Genomic DNA, 16,528 nt, shown 5'->3' with positions numbered 1-16,528 from the left:
AGTTGATGCACAAAACGCATAGATCATGAGCCGCCAACGCCGTTACCTGCCCTCAATCGGACAACTTGCCGCTTTCGAAGCCGTGCAGCGCACGGGATCAACGATTGCCGCCGCCAGGGCGCTCGATCTATCGCAGGGCACGGTGTCGCGCCTTGTTGCATCGCTTGAAGGGCAATTGGGACGCCCGCTGTTTCTGCGCCAGAACAAGAGGCTGGTGCCAACGCCTGCCGCCATCGACTACGCACGCGATATCGCGGCGGCGCTCGACGCCATCGAGCGCGCATCGATGCGCACCGCTGCCGATCTGGGGGGCGGCGCCCTGTCGCTGGCCATCCTTCCCGCATTCGGCACGCGCTGGCTGGCACCTCGCCTTGGCGATTTTCTGGCAGCACATCCGGGGGTCACACTCAACCTTTCAACGCGTATCCGTCCGATCGATTTCACTGCCGAACGGTTCGATGCGATGATCTATTTCGGCGCCGGAGATGCACCCGATGCCGACCATATGAAGCTGTTCGATGAGCGCGTCACGGCTTGCCTTGCGCCGCACCTCCTGACGTCTCATCCTATTGAAACGCCACATGATCTGGGCGATCTCCAGCTTTTTCAGCTCGAAACCCGGCCCCGGGCATGGGACGCATGGTTTGCCGGGCAAGGGGCAGCTCCCCTGCCCGTTTCAGGCATGATGTTCGATCAGTTTGCCCTGATGATCGAGGCGACGATTGCCGGGCTGGGGGCAGCATTGCTGCCTCACTATATCGCGCAAGGCGAGATTGCGGCGGGGCGGCTCGTCCCCGTGCTCGAACCCGCGGTTACGGGCACCGGATCGTATTGGCTGGCCTGGCCCCCGGCGCGTCGAACCTATCGGCCGCTTCTCGCGCTGCGCGAATGGCTTGGAACCGAAGTGCCCGTGGATGGGCGCGCTCCGGATCTTTCGCTGGGCCGATAGGTTCTGCCTCCCGGGCGGCCGGGTGCCGCTTTAGAGATCGAGCCCCGCCTCCACCTCGATGCAGCGGACCAGGATGCCCCAACTGATCAAGGCGCAGGGCACAGCGATCAGAGCGAGCAACGCCAGGATCAGGGCCAGTGGAGCCGAAAACCATAGGGTAAAGAACAACACCAGCCCAATCCCGGCCAGCCAGACATTGACCGTAAAATAGAGGAAAGGGAGCAATGCGTGAAAGAACGCGCTTCGTGGCGACCGCTTGTCATCGGGCGTCAGACGCGGCGCACGCAGATAGGAGAGGGCCGAAGCCCTTGGATCGGAGATATCAGACATTTAATTCACCTGAAAAGCAGCGGGGGCCTGCACGCCGAGGCTCTCGGCATGCAGGTTCGAACTGAGTTCAAAGGGCCTTTTCAGACCCGCCTTCAGGCTTGCGGGGGCGCCCGGGGAGCGGCGGCGCCGACCAGGCATGTGTCGGGCACCGCAAAAGTGCAGACCGACGTCCCGAAATCGGCGAGGCCGGACCGGACCGACAAATAACCCGGCCGGGACAGAACGAGTGGAAATCCGTCGTTAGAGCCAGTGTCATCGTTGCGAACGATCGATGCGATCTGGACGGGATCGGGGCGAACACTGTCGGGTTCACTATGGTCGGCGGTCAGTTGCGGTGCGCCATCGAGAGCGATCGCAAATGACGAACGCTCACCCCAGCCGTGCCCGAGTGGCAGGCCGAGAACGATTGCCAGCAGCACTGTAATGAGCGCTTTAGCCCAGACGCGGTTTGGCAGCATGCAAGACCAATCGGATATCCAAGGCCGCCAACCTATCGTCATTGGCGCCGCTACGCCATAGGGCGGTTAAGGCCGGACGCCACGGACCGGATGGGATCAGGCAAAATAGGGAAACACCAGAACAAGGCCGCGGACGAAGGTTCCTGCTCCCATAAGACAGATGAGTGCCAGCACGATCGATATAACGAGACGGTTCCGGTTGAGCACAGCGGCCAGATTTGGGGCGACGCCGAGCCAGAAATGGCCGGCGCTCAAGGGAAGGATCGGGACCAGGTTGATGATAACGAAAGCCAGGAACGACCTCGCCGTGGTCTCGAGCAGCCCGATAATGGTTATTCCCGCCGTTCCGCCGCCAAGCGCCGAAAAGACAACGGGGCGCAGTTGCCAGCAACACCATCCGAGCACCAGACTGGCAACAAGAGCACCGATGCTGACCAAGAGCGGCCCGATTCGATTTCCCCACAATGCGTCCCGATCGAGCGCGACGGGGCGGGCCCAGCCCAACTGCGTCGCGATCATCAACAGCGCGCCAACCGGTTCGGCGTGACTGAAGGGGTTAAGGGTCAGGCGGCCATCATATTGCGGTCCGCGATCGCCCAACAGACGGGCACCAAGGGCAAGACAATATCCATGGGCGGTCAGGACGACGACGGCCGCGCAAAATTGATATAACAGGCGCTGAAACGAAAGATCGGGAAGAAAATTCACGTTCTGGCCCCACAGCTTGTCCGTCAACGGGCCTTCCGGCGGCTTGGAATGGCCCGGCGACCATCGCAGCAAACACGAAGACAGATCAAGGTCTGGAAATGTCATAAAACGGGTGTAAAGTAACCCCGTCATGATGGTTCGGTTTGGACTGCCAGCCCCCGCTCGCTTTCAAATCCCACCAAATTTGCGGCAACGTCGTTTGCGAAGGTCCGGCCCCCGCCCCGCCTGCGCTCCATGACCGACGGAAAATATCAGGGAGAGAAAAGTGACTGACTTGCTCAACACCCACGGAAGACGGCAGGAGGCATCCGGTTTCGGCCTCAAGCTTTTGTTGTCTGGAACCACGCTCACGCTCGCTTCGCTTCTGGGAACGGCAGTCCATGCCCAGGACTACACCACCGAAGAACAGATCGCGCGCGGGGAAACAACCTATTCGCAGCAGTGCTCGGCCTGCCACGGTCAGGACATCGTCGAATCGATCCAGGGCTACCCGGATGCTTCGCTGTTCTTCAACTTCATTTCCACTGCAATGCCGGCCAATGCGCCAGGCAGCCTGCCTCCGCAGCAATATGCTGACATCGTCGCCTATCTGCTTTCCGAGAACGGCTATCCGGTGGGAACTGAAGAACTGCCGGCCGATCCGGAAATTCTGGCGCAGATCGATCCGCGCAACATCGAGGCCGCGCCGGCCGATGACGAACCGGCGGCAGACGACGCCCCCGCTGAGGAGGCAGCGGCCGAGCCGGTCGAGCAGGAGGTTCCGCCTTCGGTCGTGACGCTGGTTTCCGATGCCGAACGCGATTACACGCCGGTGACCGACGAGATGCTTCTGGACCCCGATCCCGCGGACTGGCTGCAATGGCGCCGCACCGTGAACAACTGGGGGCACAGCCCGCTCGATCAGATCAATCGCGACACCGTTGCGGATCTTGAACCGGTGTGGAGCTGGGCTCTCGGTGAAGCCGGGCAGCAGGAGGTCGTGCCGATCATCCATGACGGCATCATGTTCGTTGCGACCAATAACAATTATGTCGAGGCACTCGATGCCGTGACCGGCGATCTGATCTGGTCCTATGCCCACAGCCGGCCCGAATTCGAGGGCGGCTATCACAACAACCAGGCCATGCGCCAGAAAAACTCGGTGGCCCTCTATGAGGACACCGTCATCCTGACCACCGTCGATGCCAAGCTCATTGCGCTGAACGCGCTGACCGGACAGGTCGAGTGGGAGGTGCAGGTCAACGACTGGGAGAAGGGCTACAGCTATACTGCGGGCCCGCTGGTCGCCGATGGCAAGATCTTCACCGGCACGTCGGGCTGTTCGATCGTGGGCACCGCCGGTGGCTGCTATATAACGGCTCACGACGCGACGAACGGGGAAGAGCTGTGGCGTTTCAATACGCTTGCCGACGAAAGCAATCCCGAATTCGAGGAAAGCTGGGGCGGGATCCCGCAGGAAAATCGTTGGGGGGCAACGCCGTGGGCAACGGGGTCCTATGATCCCGAATTGAACATGGTGTTTTACGGCACCGGCATGCCCATCCCCTATGCGGAGATTACCCGCGGCACTGGTGACAACGACGTTCTTTATACAAACTCGACCCTGGCTATCGATGCCGACACGGGCGAGCTCGTCTGGTACTTCCAGCACCTGCCGCGCGACAACTGGGATCTGGATTCCCCGTTCGAGCGGATGATCATCGATGCCGAAGTCGATGGTGAAACGCGCAAGATGATCGTCACAACACCGGGCAAGAACGGCATTACGTTCGGGCTCGATGCCGAGACCGGCGAATTCATCTGGGCCGAAGAGACGGTTTACCAGAACGTTGTTTCCGACATCGACCAGGAAACCGGCCGGGTTACCGCCAACACCGAGATCATTCCGACCGAATTCGGTGAAGCCGTAACGTTCTGTCCGGCTATCCCGGGCGGCCGCCTCTGGCAGGCAACGGCATACAGCCCCGAAACCGGCCTGTTCTACCTGCCCGCCGGCAACACCTGCCAGACAAGCGCTCCGCGCGAACTCGGCGAGGCGGCGCCAGGTACGGCAATGGGCTTCTACCAGACGTTCAGCACCAGCCTGGCCCCCGATGCCACCGGCGTCGGCTCGCTGCATGCCCTCAACGCCGTTGACGGCAGCGACGGGTTCGAAGTCCAGCAAGGTCCGCGCTTTACCTCCTCGATCCTGGCCACGTCGGGCGGGCTCATCTTCGCCGGTGACGCCGATCGCTACATCAAGGCGATGAACGACGAAACGGGCGAAGTGCTCTGGCAGCAGCGCATGCAGGCTCCCGTGGGCGGTACGCCCGTGACCTATGAGGTCGACGGCGTGCAATATCTCGTGATTGCCGCCGGGCAGAGCAACCAGACCCATGCCGACCTTACGCCGGGTCTTGCCTCTCCGCGTCTGGGCGGGAATTCGATCCACGTGTTCCGTCTGCCTGAACAGGACTGACGAAGGCTGAGTCTCGAAAGGGCCCCGGGGGAGCACGCTTTCCCGGGGCCTTGCTTTTCATACCGCCAAAACCCGTTTTTGAGACGAACCATGAAAAAATGCTCAGCCGCGCCCGCCTCCTTTTTTCGCGGATGGTTCAGTGTCGTACTGGCAGGCGCCATCGCGACGATGACCGCTGTTCCCGTCATGGGGCAGGTCAGCAACAATGTCGATCAATCACTGCTCGAAACCTGGCGCCTGGCGACGGGAAACACGATCCGCTTTTGCCAGTATGAAGCCTCACCGACATTGGAATTCGACCGCTCGCTGGCCGAGGCAGCAGCGCAGCAATTGCTCGTCAACGCCGAATTTACGGTGCTGGGGTCGGACTACGGTATCGGGGGCGAGTATGCTGCCGAGGACCTTTTTGTCAGCCTAACCAATGATTGTGACGTGATGGTGGGCATGGGGCTGGCGGCCAACATGTATCCGGTCGAGTTCATTTCCACCCGGCCATATGTCGGCTTCAGTTACGTACTGGCGGTGGCCGACGAAAATATCGAACGTCTTGAAGACATCGAAGGTGGCAAGCGGGTCGGCGCGCTGGTGGGGTCGTTCGGATTTTCCGCCCTTGGACGCTATATCGCAACGCTGCCAACCGACAGGCAATTGTTGGCGCTGCCTTATGGCGATACCGAGTTGATGATTACCCGGCTTTTGGACGGAACGATTGCCGGAATGGTGGTCTATGGTCCGAGCCTGGCCCAGTTTCGGGCAGAAAACCCCATCGAAGGCGAAATCCTGGCGCGCTCCCTCGACAGCCGGATCGGTGCGAATGTGAATATCGGGGGCGTGATGCTGGCCCGGAACGCCTATCTGCGCACGATGATGGACGAGGCCATTTCCCTGATGATCGAGGACGGCACGATCACGGCATTATTGGCCGAAGCCGGTCTGGATACCATTCCGGCGCAACCAGGCGGATTTGAGTAGAACAAAGGGGGCCGATGGAGCGGGCAACCCGGCACCGGGTGCTTGCACGCAAGGCGACGGTGGTGGCGAGATATGGCCAAATGCGGAGATCGTGAGGCTGCCGCCCGCCTGATCGACCGTTGTCAACGTATTGACCGCTGCCCCCTTATCCGGAGGAGTTGTGCAATCAACTCCATTTGGGATAGCTAGTCAGCACGTTTCACGCGTTGGATCTGCAATGCTTCTCGAGTTCGCCCTACCCCTTATACTGGCCGTCATCATGTTTTCCCTCGGCCTTGGCCTGCGGCCCGCGCATTTCTGGCGCATCGCCGCGGAGCCCAGGGCCTTTGCGATCGGCGCATTCAACCAGTTGATCGTGGTTCCGGCCGCGGCATTTGCCATCGCCACATTGTTCGCCCTGCCCGCCGAGTTGGCGTTGGGGGTAATGATCCTTGCCGGGTGCCCGGGGGGCGTCTTGTCCAATTCTGCATCCCGATACGCGGGGGGCAATGTGCCGCTGTCCATCTCACTGACCGCGGTGATCTCATTGGTGGCTGCGATCAGCCTCCCGATCCTCGTGGCTTTGAGCGCACGCCATTTCCTCGGAACAGACGCGCCGGCCATCAACGTCACGGCGCTCAGCGTCCAGATTTTCCTGCTGACTGCCGTTCCGGTCGGGCTGGGCATGGCACTGACCCGTCTCACACCCCAATTTGTGGCCAGAGCGGCTCCCCGAATCTCGCAGATCGCATTCTGGCTGTTCTTGCTGATGATCCTGGGTGCCCTGATCGAAAACTGGAGCGCGTTCGCTTCGAACTTCTGGACGCTGGGACCTGCGCTCATCGTCTTGAACGCGGCGCTGCTTGGGTTTGGTCTGGTCAGCGGCAGGTTGGCCGGGCTCAACCCCAAGGACATCACAACGATCGCAATCGAGTCGGGCACACAGAACGGTTCATTGGGGATTACAGTGGGACTGCTGGTTCTGGGCGCCAGCGCCGGTTTGCCGGATACGGCCTTGCCGGCCGTCGTTTATTCGATAACCGCCTGGTTCCTTACAATGCCTTTCGTGCTCTGGCGGCGTGGTCCAGCCGGGCAGACTGCTGCCGCAGTGTGAATGCCGACGGTTGCCCGCCCCGGCACGCGAACCGGTCACCGCTCGCCGCATGTCCAAGATCGCCGCAATCCCGGCCGGAATAACCGCCAAACGTGCAGCTTGTGGCGCTGGACACCGGGGCTTGCTTGCATCACATGAAGGGTTGACCGATATTGACGCGTCAGGGCCATTTAACTTGACCGTACCCACGAAGGTTTGAAGTCAGGACGCTTTTGTCCTGACTTTTCAAGTTGCGACGGATCTTAACTGGTGACTTTGCAGATTTCACAGGCGCATGAGAACCGGCTGGTCCCGAGCCTGAAGTTTTCAACCGAAGCGGTTCCGGCGGCACAACAGTTCGAGGCATGGAGAGCGTTCAACTCCATGGCCGAGCTGGAGCCGGTCACTCCCCCCATGGAAGGGTTCAAGGCCAGTTCCGCCTCTTATCACCTGGGTCGGCTGCAAATGACCTCCTTTCAGCTTGCGCCGATGAACATCAGCTACACACGGGATATTCAGCGCAAGATCGGTCTCGATCACTGGTGCTTGAGCGTGGTCACACGAGGGCCGGTCAACTATGAAAACAATGACAATGAAGTGGCTGTCTCGCCCGGCCATCTATTGCTGCACTCCTACGCCGCCCCCTTTTCGGGAGCGATGACCAACACCCATTACAGCAGCCTGTTTTTCGCCCGCGACGACTATTGGGACATCGCCGAACATCTTGAACGGGGTTCCCATCAGTTGGTCCAGGGGCCAATGTCGCACATTGTCCGGGACTTCATGCTGTCGATGATCGCACGGGCGGACGGCCTGACCATGGCCGATGCATCTGCGCTAAACGATGCATTCGGCCACCTGATCCGCGCCATGGTTATCAACGATCCAGCCTCGCTCGAGGCTGCCAGGGCGCCAATCGCGGCGGCGCAATTTGACAGGGCACGGCGTTTCATCAACGCCAACCTGCAATGGCCGGGACTGACGCCGGATGCCATCTGCGCCAACGTCGGGGTTTCACGCCGCCAAATGTTCTACCTCTTCGAACAGCACGGCGGCGTTGCAACCTATGTTCGCAATCGGCGCCTCGCCGCGTGCTACTCGGCCCTGGTAAGAGCCGATGACGGCCGAAATATCAGTTCAGTTGCCTATGAGTTCGGATTCACCAATCTGAGCTCTTTTTACCGGCAATTTTCAGCCCGCTTCGGTTTCAGTCCGAGCGAGGCTCGCGCGGCTGCCCAGTATGGACGTCCCCCACACAGTGACGAAGCGACGTTTTCGGACTGGCTCATGCGCCTCAGCGAGATCTGAACGCTTTGCCAGGATGGCAAGCATTGTGTTGAGCCGTTGGCCCGCTGTCAGAGTAGCCTGTGTCCGAACCGCAAAACCGTTTCCACTTTTGCTGGACACGCTCTGGGCGTCACTTACCGCCTTGGCCCTCTTTCGTTTGAGCGCAACGGCGCTCCACAAGAAATAAACCACCAGTGCCACGCCGAACCCCAGGACGGTCACACTGACCGGCCGTTCGAGGAAAACCATCGGATCGCCGCGTGACAAGAGCAGGCTGCGGCGCAAATTTGTTTCAATCAGCGGTCCCAGCACGAGGCCGAGCAGCATGGGGGCGGGCGAAAAGCGCATCAGTCGCAAGCCATAGCCGACGACGCCACAAACGATTGCCAGCACGACATCGAAAACCGAGTTGCGGATGGAAAACACGCCAACGCAGATGAAGACGAGAATGGCCGGATAGAGCACGCCATAGGGGATGGACAGGATACGGACCCAGACGCCGATCAGCGGCAGATTGAGGATCAGCAGCATGACATTGCCGATAAGGAAACTGACCGTCAGGCCCCAGAACAGTTCGGGCTGATCCACCACCAGGCGCGGCCCCGGCACGATGCCATGGATGATCAGCGCGCCCAACATGATCGCTACGATCGCATCACCGGGAATGCCAAGGCTCAAGGTCGGGATGAAGGCCGTCTGCGCGGCGGCATTGTTCGCCGCCTCCGGCGCAACCACACCCTCAATTGCACCTTTTCCCAAATCCTGCCGATGCGGCGAAACCCGTTTTTCGACGGCATAGGCCACAAAGGTTGAGAGTGCGGCGCCGGTACCGGGCAAGATGCCAAGCAGCGCACCAATGCTGGTGCCGCGGATTTGCGGCGCCACCGAGCGCTTCCAATCTTCTCGCGTGGGCAGGAGCGAACGCCAAGTGACATTGAGCGACCGAACGGCGCCGCTCTTGATGCGACCGGCATTGGCAATGACCTCGGAAATGCCAAACAGACCGGTGGTAACGATGACAAGGTTGAGCCCATCACCCAGCTCGGAAAAGCCCCCGGTGAAACGGCGCACACCGCTATTGACGTCGGTGCCCACAATGCCGAGGAGCAGTCCGAGGAGCACCATGGCCAGTGAGCGGCTCGGCGAACCATCGCCAACCAGAGCCGCAGCCAGCAAACCCACAGTCATCAGGGCAAAATATTCCGGCGAGCCAAATGTCAGGGCAATTCTGGCGAGAACCGGCGCGAAGGCTGCGAGGATGAGAATGCCCACCAGCCCGCCGATAAAACTGGCGATCGTCGTGGCAAACAGCGCCACACCCGCCCTGCCCTTCCGCGCCATGGGATAACCATCGAGACAGGTGACGGCCGCCCCCGCCGTTCCGGGCAGGTTGAGCAGAATGGAGGCTGTGGAACCACCATACATCGAGCCGTAATAAATGCCGGCCAGCATGATGATCGCATCGGTCGGGCCGGCATAGAAGGTCAGGGGCAACAGCATACCCACCGTAGCCAGGGGACCGATGCCGGGGAGAACACCGATGAACATGCCCAGCGTCACGCCGAGCGCGCAATAAAGCAGCGACGAGGCGGACAACGCCACCGAAAAGCCAAGGGCAAGATTGCTTAGAAGATCCATCAGAAAGGCCAGCCTATCGGGGCGATGGGAAGCTTGAGCAGGGTGATGAACACCAATGTGCAGCCCACGGCGAGCACAGTAGCGACAGCCAGAGCAGTCCAGAGGCGCAATTCGCGGTCGGCCAGAGCCGAAATCAGTACGCCGGCAAAGATGGCGGGCACCATGCCGAAGGAATCGATCAGAAGCGCCAGCGCCATCGGCCCCGCAACGACAGCCAGAATATTGCGCGGCGGCACCGCCCCCTCGGGCACGATCCGGTTACGCACATCCTCAATGATGATACCGATGCCCGCTGCCGCCAGCAGCAGCGACAGCCCTATCGGAAATATGGCCGGTCCTATCTGGCCCATGGCGCCCAAGGGATAGCGAAGTGATTCAGCGAATGCGAGAAGCCCCACCAATATTGTGATGCCGCCCGTCACATAGCTTCCGACGCTCGGCCGGTTTACAGTCATCACAAGGAGGTTCCTCCCGCCACACACCGGCCTCTTGAATCATCGGACCGATCTGCTAAAGATAGTTCACGAATGTGAACAGGTTTATATAATGAAACAAGGCTCGATCCGAAAAGTCAAGTCGGCAGATCGCACCCTCGACCTTCTCGAAACGCTTGCAAGCGCCGCAACTGGCATAACTGCGACGGAAATCTCGGCTGCGCTGAACATCCCCAAAAGCAGCCTGTTTCATCTGCTGGGCACTCTTGAAGACCGCGGATATGTGGCGCTGCACGCTGACGGCACCCATACCCCCTGGGTCCAGCGGTCAAACGCCTGGCCGGCGGCTCCCGCCCCTCGTCACTGGCCATCATCGAACGTGCCCTTGACGGGTTGCGCGATGCCATCAACGAGAGTTGCAGTTTCAATGTGGAGAAGGGAGACGAGGTCGAAGTCGTGGCCACGCGCGCTGGACGCAATGCCCTGACCTACACGATGCAATTGGGCGACCTGGCGCCGCTTTACGCCGTTTCGGCCGGCAAAATTTTGTTGGCGCAAAAGGATAGCACATGGCTCGACGCTTATCTCGCCCGGGTCCGGTTCGAGAGTTTTACGCCCAACACCATCCAGTCTCAGGAGCGCCTGATACGGGAAATCGAGCGTAGCCGCAGCGATGGCTTTGGCTTTGTCGATGAGGAATATACGCCCGGAATTGTTGGGCTGGGCGTAGCCATAAGGCAGGACGGCAAGACGATTGGCGCCATCAATGTGGCGCTGCCCAGCCCGCGCTTCAATCCGCAAAAGGCCAGCCTCATTCGTCAGCATTTGCGCCAGGTCGCAGCGCGCTGCGAAGCCGACCTCAACCAATAGACGCATGCAACTGACGCATGATTGCCTTGACAGGTGACGCATCCACCTCCATTTTGTTCATGAATTAGAACAGTTTATATATGTAAACTACCGTTCTGTCATAGAGGAGGAACTATGAAGACGATTTCAGCTTTAGCGGGGATTGCCGCCGCCCTGATCCTAGTTGGGCCGACGTCTGCCCAGGACTGGCCCGAGCGGCCTGTCAACATGATCGTGGCCTATGGCGCAGGCGGCGGCACTGATACACTGGCGCGCATCGTCGCCGACCCGCTCTCACGCGTTGTCGGCCAGCCAGTGGTCGTGGAGAACCGCGCCGGCGCCGGCGGGACGATCGGCGCCGCAGCCGCCGCCGACGCAGACCCCGACGGCTACACCCTTTACATGATGGCCAACGGCCACACCGTTGCCGGTGCCATGTATGCCAGCCTGCCCTATGATCCGGTCGCCGACTTTCAGGGCATTTCCGAGGTCGCTTCCATGCCATTGGTGGTGATTGCCCGCCCCGATTTCGAAGCCGATACACTGGAGGAATTGATTGCCCTGTCGCAGGCCCGGCCTGGCGAGCTCAATTTTGCCAGTGTGGGTGTGGGCTCCTCCCAGCATTTTGCCGGGGAATTGCTGGCCGAAACCGCCGGCATCGACATGATGCACATCCCCTATCAGAACACACCGGAAGCTCTTGCCGCCGTTCTGTCCGGTGAGGTGGACATGCTAGTCGAAGTTCTGGCCCCAATGCTCGGACAGATCACAAGCGGCGATATCAAGGCACTGGCCGTGACCAGCGCGCAGCGTCATCCCAAGATCCCCGAGGTCGCGACGGTGGCGGAAGGCGGCTTTGACGGTTTCGACGTGTCCACATGGTATGGCATAGCCGTTCCGGCCGGCACCGATGCAGCGCTGGCCGAGCAGATCAACGCCGCGGTGTCCGAGGCGCTGGAAGACGAGGCCATGATCGCCCAGTTGGGAGAGACCGGCTATATCGTCCAGTCCACCGATCCCGCCAGCTTTACCGCCAAGATCGGCTCGGAAGTCGAACGTTGGCAGCAAGTGCGCGTCAACGCCGGCATCGACCAGCTTTAGTTTCCACATGATCGGGCCGCGCCGAGCCGGTGCGGCCCCCATTTTACAAATCGCGGACCGACATGCCCACACCCCTTACCCTGCTTACGATATGCGGCAGCCTTCGCCAGGGCTCATACAATCGCATGGTGGCCAATACCCTGCCTGACCTTGCCCCCGATGGATTAACGATCCTGGACGCGCCGTCGATCGGCGACATTCCGCTCTACAATGCCGATCTCCAGAATAGCGGAGGCTTTCCCGCATCGGTGGTTGCGCTCGGCGATGCGGTGCGCGCCGCCGATGGAGTGATCTTTATCTCGCCCGAATACAATTTCTCGGTGCCAGGCGTGCTCAAGAATGCAATCGACTGGGTCTCGCGCCTGCCCGACCAGCCCTTCAAATACAAACCGGTCGCCTTGCAATCGGCAGCCGTCGGCATGCTGGGTGGGGCACGTTCGCAATATCACATGCGTCAGATCATGGTGTTTCTCGAGGCGCTTGTCTTCACCAAGCCGGAAGTTTTCGTGTCCTTCGCCAAGGACAAGGTGTACGCCGAGCGCGGCGTTCTCACCGACGAAACCACCCGCAAGATGATTTCCAGCCAGCTCGATGGTTTCGCCCATTTCATCAGACGGGTCGGTGACCCGGCCAGCAAGGGTGACTGACATGACCTTTTCCCAAGACCTGCTCGACCGCATTGCCATTCGCGACCTGGTGGAAAACTGGGCCGTGTGGCGCGATGCCGGCGACTGGACCCGTTTTCGGACCGTCTGGCATGACGATGGCGTCATGCAGGCAACCTGGTTTCAAGGCAGTGCCGATGAGTTCATTCAGGTCAGCCGCGAAGGATTCGAAAAAGGCGTCAGCATCCTGCATTTTCTTGGCGGCAGCTCGATCGACCTGGAAGGCCAGCGCGCGATTGCCCAAACCAAGATGACCATTTCGCAACGCGGTCCGGTGGAAGGCGTGGAGTGCGATGTGGTCTGCACCGGCCGCTTCTACGACTTTCTCGAAAGGCGCGCTGGCAAATGGGGGGTGGTGCTCCGTCAGCCCATCTATGAAAAAGACCGGCTCGACCCCGTCGATCCCTCTGCCAGGCTCCGTCTTGACCCTGAGCTGTTGTCGCAATTTCCGCAAGGATACCGTCACCTGGCATATATCCAGACCCGCATTGGCTATACGGTGAAGAAAGATATGCCGGGCCTGGTCGGGCCGGAAGTCGAGGCCCTCTATGGTCGGGGCAAAGCCTGGCTTGCGGGTGCAGCGAGCCCGCTGCACGCCTCGGCCTGAGGAAAAATGCTCAGTTTCACCCATCGGCAATTGCCAGCCACCATTCGGTTTGGCGCGGGATGCCGCCACGAACTCAAGGCCATTCTCGAAACGCGGAACCTCATGCGGGCACTGGTTCTGACCACGCCCGAGCAGGCTCACCTCGGTCGATCCATTGCCGATGAAATCGGCCCGCTTTGCGCGGGGGTGTTCGAAGGGGCGCGCATGCATACGCCGATGGAGGTGACCCGGGACACGATGGCGCTGGCGCAATCGGTGCGGGCCGATTGTCTTGTCGCGATTGGCGGCGGGTCGACGACCGGGCTGGGCAAGGCGGTATCGGTGCGTAGCGGGCTGCCACAATTTGTCATTCCGACAACCTATGCCGGCTCTGAAGTGACACCGGTTCTGGGCGAAACCGAGAATGCCCGCAAAACCACACGTCGGGCCGACGCCATTTTGCCGGGCCTTGTGCTCTACGATCCCGAACTGACCTATTCCCTGCCTGCCAGCTTCACGCTGACCAGCGCCGTCAACGCGATGGCCCATGCCGCCGAAGCACTCTATGCGCCCGATTGCACACCCATTATCCGGCTCATGGCATACGAGGCCGTGGGCGTGATGATGCGGGCCCTGCCAAAACTCTACGCCGAACCGGCAAATGCGGAGGCGCGCGCCGAGGCGCTCTATGCCGCCTGGCTCTGTGGCACCTGTCTGGGTGCGACGACGATGGGCCTGCATCACAAGATCTGCCACGTATTGGGCGGTACGTTCGACCTGCCCCATGCGCCAACCCATTGCATCATGCTGCCCCATGTGCTGGCCTACAACAAGAACGCCGCCCCAGGGGCCTATGCCGACCTTGCATTGGCGATGGGTACGGAGCGGCCGGAACTGGCGATTTACGACATGGTGCTAACCCAGAACGGCCCGGTGGCTCTGTCGGCGCTGGGGATGACAGAGCACGGCATTGGCGAGGTCATCACCCAATTGCGGGCCTCGCCCTATGCCAATCCGGCCCCGCTCGATGAGACAAGGCTGCGCACCATGCTTGCCAATGCGCTGGCCGGCCGGGCGCCGGACGCGGCCCTTCCAGCCTAAGGAGAACGAAATGACGCAATATTTCACCGAGGACAATTCGGTCGAAGCCGTCAACACCCGAATAGGCCCTCAGGCCGATGCGCGGCTGGCAACGATAATGGCATCGCTGGTCAAACACTTGCACGCCTTTGCCAAAGAGGTCGAACTCACCCAGGCCGAATGGGAGGTCGGCATCGATTTTCTGACACGGACAGGCCAGATCTGCAGCGGCGAGCGGCAGGAGTTCATCCTGCTCTCCGATACGCTCGGTCTTTCCATGTTGGTCGATGCCATAAACAATCGCCGTCCCGAGGGAGCGACCGAAAACACGGTGTTCGGCCCCTTTCACGTGGATGGCGCCCCTGTGCGGCAGATGGGCGATACGATCAGCCTGGATGGAAAGGGCGAGCCTTGCCGCTACAGCGGCCATGTACGCAACCTTGACGGCAAGCCCATAGAAGGCGCGCGCATCGATGTGTGGTGCGACAATGCCGATGGCTTTTACGATGTGCAGCAGCCGGGCATTCAACCCAAATGGAACAATCGCGGCGTCTTTGTTACCGGGGCGGATGGCACCTATGATTTCATCGGCATAAAGCCGGTGTCTTACCCCATTCCCGACGACGGCCCGGTGGGCAAGATGCTGGCCGCTCTGGGCCGCCATCCCTACCGGCCCGCGCATATGCACTATCTGGTCACCGCCCCTGGATATCAGAAGCTCGTCACCCACACCTTTGTGGGAGGAGACCCCTATCTCGAATCCGACACCGTATTTGGTGTGAAAAAATCCCTCGTGGCGCCCTTCGTCCGAACGCCAGATTCGGACATTGCCTGGCAATCCACGTTTGACTTTGTGCTGGTGCGTGAGGGGTAGCGCCTAGCACCCCTCCAGCCGCCGCCCACTGTGTGAGTCGAACAAGTGGAGGTGATCAAGGGGCAGAAGAAGCGTCGCGGCGGCCCCGGCGTGCCATCGGTTGCCGACCGCCTTTACGGTAACGAGATCTTCCATCCCGCCTACGGCCACATAAACCAGCGATTCCCTGCCCAGTATTTCCACGGCCTCGATCCGGCCGTTCAGAGATAGTCCCGCGCCCGTTTCGTCGCCGAGAAGGATATCTTCGGGACGGATGCCAATGGTGCAACCGGACGGCGGCACGAAATTCGGCAATCGGAAACCTTGCGCTGCGAGCGTTGCAGAATCGAGCAGGTTCATGCCCGGCGAGCCAATGAACCGCGCAACGAAGGTGGTTAGAGGTCGGTCATAGAGTTCGGTTGGCGTTCCGGCCTGCTCGATATTGCCCGCGTTCATGACGACGAGGCGGTCGGCCAGCGTCATGGCTTCGAGCTGGTCGTGGGTGACGTAAATCGCTGTGGTATCGAGTGTTTTTTGCAACCGACGGATTTCAACCCGCATCTGGCCGCGCAGCTTGGCGTCCAGATTGGACAGGGGTTCGTCAAACAGGAAGGCGCGGGGCTTGCGGACTATGGCGCGACCCATGGCGACGCGCTGGCGCTGTCCGCCCGAAAGCGCTGCCGGGCGGCGCTCGAGATAGGGTTCGAGTTCGAGAATGCGGGCAGCTTCGGCCACGAGAGCCTGGCGGTCCTGCTTGCCGACACCCCGGTTTTTCAGGCCGTATTCGAGATTGCCGCGCACGGACATGTGCGGATAGAGCGCGTAGTTCTGGAACACCATGGCGATGTCTCGGGCCGCGGGTTCGACCGCGTTGACCACGCGCCCGTCGATGGCGATGGTTCCGCTGGTGATGGTTTCAAGGCCGGCAATCATCCGCAGAAGCGTCGATTTTCCGCAACCGGACGGGCCGACCAGAACCATGAGCTCCCCCGGCTCGACGGCGAGGTCGATGCCGTGCAGGGCCGTGACATTGCCCGAATAGACTTTCCGGGCCTGGTTGATTGCAATGCTCGACATGTTCGCAGTTT

The 16,528-nt window shown here is 60.8% G+C and carries 18 protein-coding genes; 12 read left to right on the top strand and 6 right to left on the bottom strand.

All coding sequences use genetic code 11. The features are described from left to right. The first annotated feature begins 25 nt into the window (after positions 1-25). Entirely contained in the window at positions 26-949 is a 924-nt protein-coding gene (locus tag KKY_RS01715; protein WP_014129550.1) for a LysR family transcriptional regulator, read from the top strand. Positions 950-979: 30 nt separating this feature from the next. Here the strand turns inward: KKY_RS01715 and KKY_RS01710 are convergent, their stop codons facing one another. From KKY_RS01710 to KKY_RS19345, 3 genes are all read right to left on the bottom strand, one after another. Continuing rightward, entirely contained in the window at positions 980-1,279 is a 300-nt protein-coding gene (locus KKY_RS01710) for a hypothetical protein (RefSeq protein WP_014129549.1), read from the bottom strand. 92 nt (positions 1,280-1,371) lie between these two features. Further along, positions 1,372-1,737 carry a hypothetical protein gene (locus tag KKY_RS01705; RefSeq protein WP_041528516.1) on the bottom strand — a complete coding sequence of 122 codons (366 nt, stop codon included), beginning with the start codon at positions 1,735-1,737 and terminating at the stop codon, positions 1,372-1,374. A gap of 96 nt (positions 1,738-1,833) precedes the next feature. Then, positions 1,834-2,472 carry a zinc metalloprotease gene (locus tag KKY_RS19345; RefSeq protein ID WP_014129547.1) on the bottom strand — a complete coding sequence of 213 codons (639 nt, stop codon included), beginning with the start codon at positions 2,470-2,472 and terminating at the stop codon, positions 1,834-1,836. A gap of 238 nt (positions 2,473-2,710) precedes the next feature. On the opposite strand from KKY_RS19345, the gene KKY_RS01695 reads away from it, so the two are divergent. The 4 genes from KKY_RS01695 to KKY_RS01680 all read left to right on the top strand — a co-directional run bounded on the left by KKY_RS01695 (position 2,711) and on the right by KKY_RS01680 (position 8,255). Beyond that, the gene (locus tag KKY_RS01695; RefSeq protein ID WP_014129545.1) at positions 2,711-4,903 is read left to right on the top strand and encodes an outer membrane protein assembly factor BamB family protein; all 2,193 of its coding nucleotides are present in this window, start codon (positions 2,711-2,713) and stop codon (positions 4,901-4,903) included. A 90-nt stretch (positions 4,904-4,993) separates the two neighbouring features. Further along, on the top strand, positions 4,994-5,875 hold the full coding sequence (locus KKY_RS01690) for a substrate-binding periplasmic protein (protein ID WP_014129544.1): 882 nt from the start codon (positions 4,994-4,996) through the stop codon (positions 5,873-5,875). A gap of 160 nt (positions 5,876-6,035) precedes the next feature. After that, positions 6,036-6,968, top strand: a complete 933-nt coding sequence (locus tag KKY_RS01685; RefSeq protein ID WP_276324464.1) for a bile acid:sodium symporter family protein — start codon at positions 6,036-6,038, stop codon at positions 6,966-6,968. 249 nt (positions 6,969-7,217) lie between these two features. Next, positions 7,218-8,255 (top strand): helix-turn-helix domain-containing protein, encoded by a 1,038-nt coding sequence (locus KKY_RS01680; protein WP_139304946.1) that lies wholly within the window; start codon positions 7,218-7,220, stop codon positions 8,253-8,255. On the opposite strand, the gene KKY_RS01675 is transcribed toward KKY_RS01680, so the two are convergent. Together KKY_RS01675 and KKY_RS01670 are read right to left on the bottom strand one after the other, a co-directional pair. After that, a complete protein-coding gene (locus tag KKY_RS01675) occupies positions 8,139-9,872 on the bottom strand; it encodes a tripartite tricarboxylate transporter permease (RefSeq protein WP_014129542.1) in 1,734 nt (577 codons plus the stop codon). The two genes, KKY_RS01680 and KKY_RS01675, sit on opposite strands and share 117 nt — an antisense overlap. Then, positions 9,872-10,327 carry a tripartite tricarboxylate transporter TctB family protein gene (locus tag KKY_RS01670; protein WP_014129541.1) on the bottom strand — a complete coding sequence of 152 codons (456 nt, stop codon included), beginning with the start codon at positions 10,325-10,327 and terminating at the stop codon, positions 9,872-9,874. Before KKY_RS01670 ends, KKY_RS01675 begins: the two co-directional genes overlap by 1 nt. 91 nt (positions 10,328-10,418) lie before the next feature. On the opposite strand from KKY_RS01670, the gene KKY_RS21020 reads away from it, so the two are divergent. The 7 genes from KKY_RS21020 (at position 10,419) to KKY_RS01640 (ending at position 15,461) form a co-directional block, all read left to right on the top strand. Then, positions 10,419-10,793, top strand: coding sequence for a helix-turn-helix domain-containing protein (locus tag KKY_RS21020; RefSeq protein WP_202945634.1), 375 nt, complete (start codon positions 10,419-10,421; stop codon positions 10,791-10,793). After that, positions 10,736-11,176 (top strand): IclR family transcriptional regulator, encoded by a 441-nt coding sequence (locus KKY_RS20740; RefSeq protein WP_420864532.1) that lies wholly within the window; start codon positions 10,736-10,738, stop codon positions 11,174-11,176. Before KKY_RS21020 ends, KKY_RS20740 begins: the two co-directional genes overlap by 58 nt. 114 nt (positions 11,177-11,290) lie before the next feature. After that, positions 11,291-12,256: a tripartite tricarboxylate transporter substrate-binding protein gene (locus KKY_RS01660; RefSeq protein ID WP_014129539.1), complete on the top strand. Its 966-nt coding sequence runs from the start codon at positions 11,291-11,293 to the stop codon at positions 12,254-12,256. Positions 12,257-12,318: 62 nt separating this feature from the next. Beyond that, positions 12,319-12,903 (top strand): NADPH-dependent FMN reductase, encoded by a 585-nt coding sequence (locus KKY_RS01655; protein ID WP_041528514.1) that lies wholly within the window; start codon positions 12,319-12,321, stop codon positions 12,901-12,903. 1 nt (position 12,904) lies between these two features. After that, entirely contained in the window at positions 12,905-13,528 is a 624-nt protein-coding gene (locus KKY_RS01650) for a nuclear transport factor 2 family protein (RefSeq protein WP_014129537.1), read from the top strand. A 6-nt stretch (positions 13,529-13,534) separates the two neighbouring features. Next, complete coding sequence (locus KKY_RS01645; protein ID WP_014129536.1) at positions 13,535-14,608, top strand: maleylacetate reductase; 1,074 nt, start codon at positions 13,535-13,537, stop codon at positions 14,606-14,608. 10 nt (positions 14,609-14,618) lie between these two features. Beyond that, positions 14,619-15,461: an intradiol ring-cleavage dioxygenase gene (locus KKY_RS01640; protein ID WP_014129535.1), complete on the top strand. Its 843-nt coding sequence runs from the start codon at positions 14,619-14,621 to the stop codon at positions 15,459-15,461. 3 nt (positions 15,462-15,464) lie between these two features. Here the strand turns inward: KKY_RS01640 and ugpC are convergent, their stop codons facing one another. Further along, positions 15,465-16,517 (bottom strand): sn-glycerol-3-phosphate ABC transporter ATP-binding protein UgpC, encoded by a 1,053-nt coding sequence (gene ugpC / locus KKY_RS01635; protein ID WP_014129534.1) that lies wholly within the window; start codon positions 16,515-16,517, stop codon positions 15,465-15,467. Between the last annotated feature and the right edge of the window lie 11 nt (positions 16,518-16,528).

The sequence above is a fragment of the Pelagibacterium halotolerans B2 genome (genome assembly GCF_000230555.1).
Lineage (GTDB): Bacteria > Pseudomonadota > Alphaproteobacteria > Rhizobiales > Devosiaceae > Pelagibacterium > Pelagibacterium halotolerans.
This window is presented reverse-complemented; position numbering and strand designations above follow the sequence as displayed.

Bases quoted from the DNA above. Each gene is read 5' to 3' on its own strand.
- KKY_RS01715 (WP_014129550.1), top strand. From the start codon at position 26: ATGAGCCGCCAACGCCGTTACCTGCCCTCAATCGGACAACTTGCCGCT.
- KKY_RS01710 (WP_014129549.1), bottom strand. From the start codon at position 1,279: ATGTCTGATATCTCCGATCCAAGGGCTTCGGCCCTCTCCTATCTGCGT.
- KKY_RS01705 (WP_041528516.1), bottom strand. From the start codon at position 1,737: ATGCTGCCAAACCGCGTCTGGGCTAAAGCGCTCATTACAGTGCTGCTG.
- KKY_RS01690 (WP_014129544.1), top strand. From the start codon at position 4,994: ATGAAAAAATGCTCAGCCGCGCCCGCCTCCTTTTTTCGCGGATGGTTC.
- KKY_RS01675 (WP_014129542.1), bottom strand. From the start codon at position 9,872: ATGGATCTTCTAAGCAATCTTGCCCTTGGCTTTTCGGTGGCGTTGTCC.
- KKY_RS01670 (WP_014129541.1), bottom strand. From the start codon at position 10,327: ATGACTGTAAACCGGCCGAGCGTCGGAAGCTATGTGACGGGCGGCATC.
- KKY_RS21020 (WP_202945634.1), top strand. From the start codon at position 10,419: ATGAAACAAGGCTCGATCCGAAAAGTCAAGTCGGCAGATCGCACCCTC.
- KKY_RS01660 (WP_014129539.1), top strand. From the start codon at position 11,291: ATGAAGACGATTTCAGCTTTAGCGGGGATTGCCGCCGCCCTGATCCTA.
- KKY_RS01655 (WP_041528514.1), top strand. From the start codon at position 12,319: ATGCCCACACCCCTTACCCTGCTTACGATATGCGGCAGCCTTCGCCAG.
- KKY_RS01650 (WP_014129537.1), top strand. From the start codon at position 12,905: ATGACCTTTTCCCAAGACCTGCTCGACCGCATTGCCATTCGCGACCTG.
- KKY_RS01645 (WP_014129536.1), top strand. From the start codon at position 13,535: ATGCTCAGTTTCACCCATCGGCAATTGCCAGCCACCATTCGGTTTGGC.
- KKY_RS01640 (WP_014129535.1), top strand. From the start codon at position 14,619: ATGACGCAATATTTCACCGAGGACAATTCGGTCGAAGCCGTCAACACC.
- ugpC (WP_014129534.1), bottom strand. From the start codon at position 16,517: ATGTCGAGCATTGCAATCAACCAGGCCCGGAAAGTCTATTCGGGCAAT.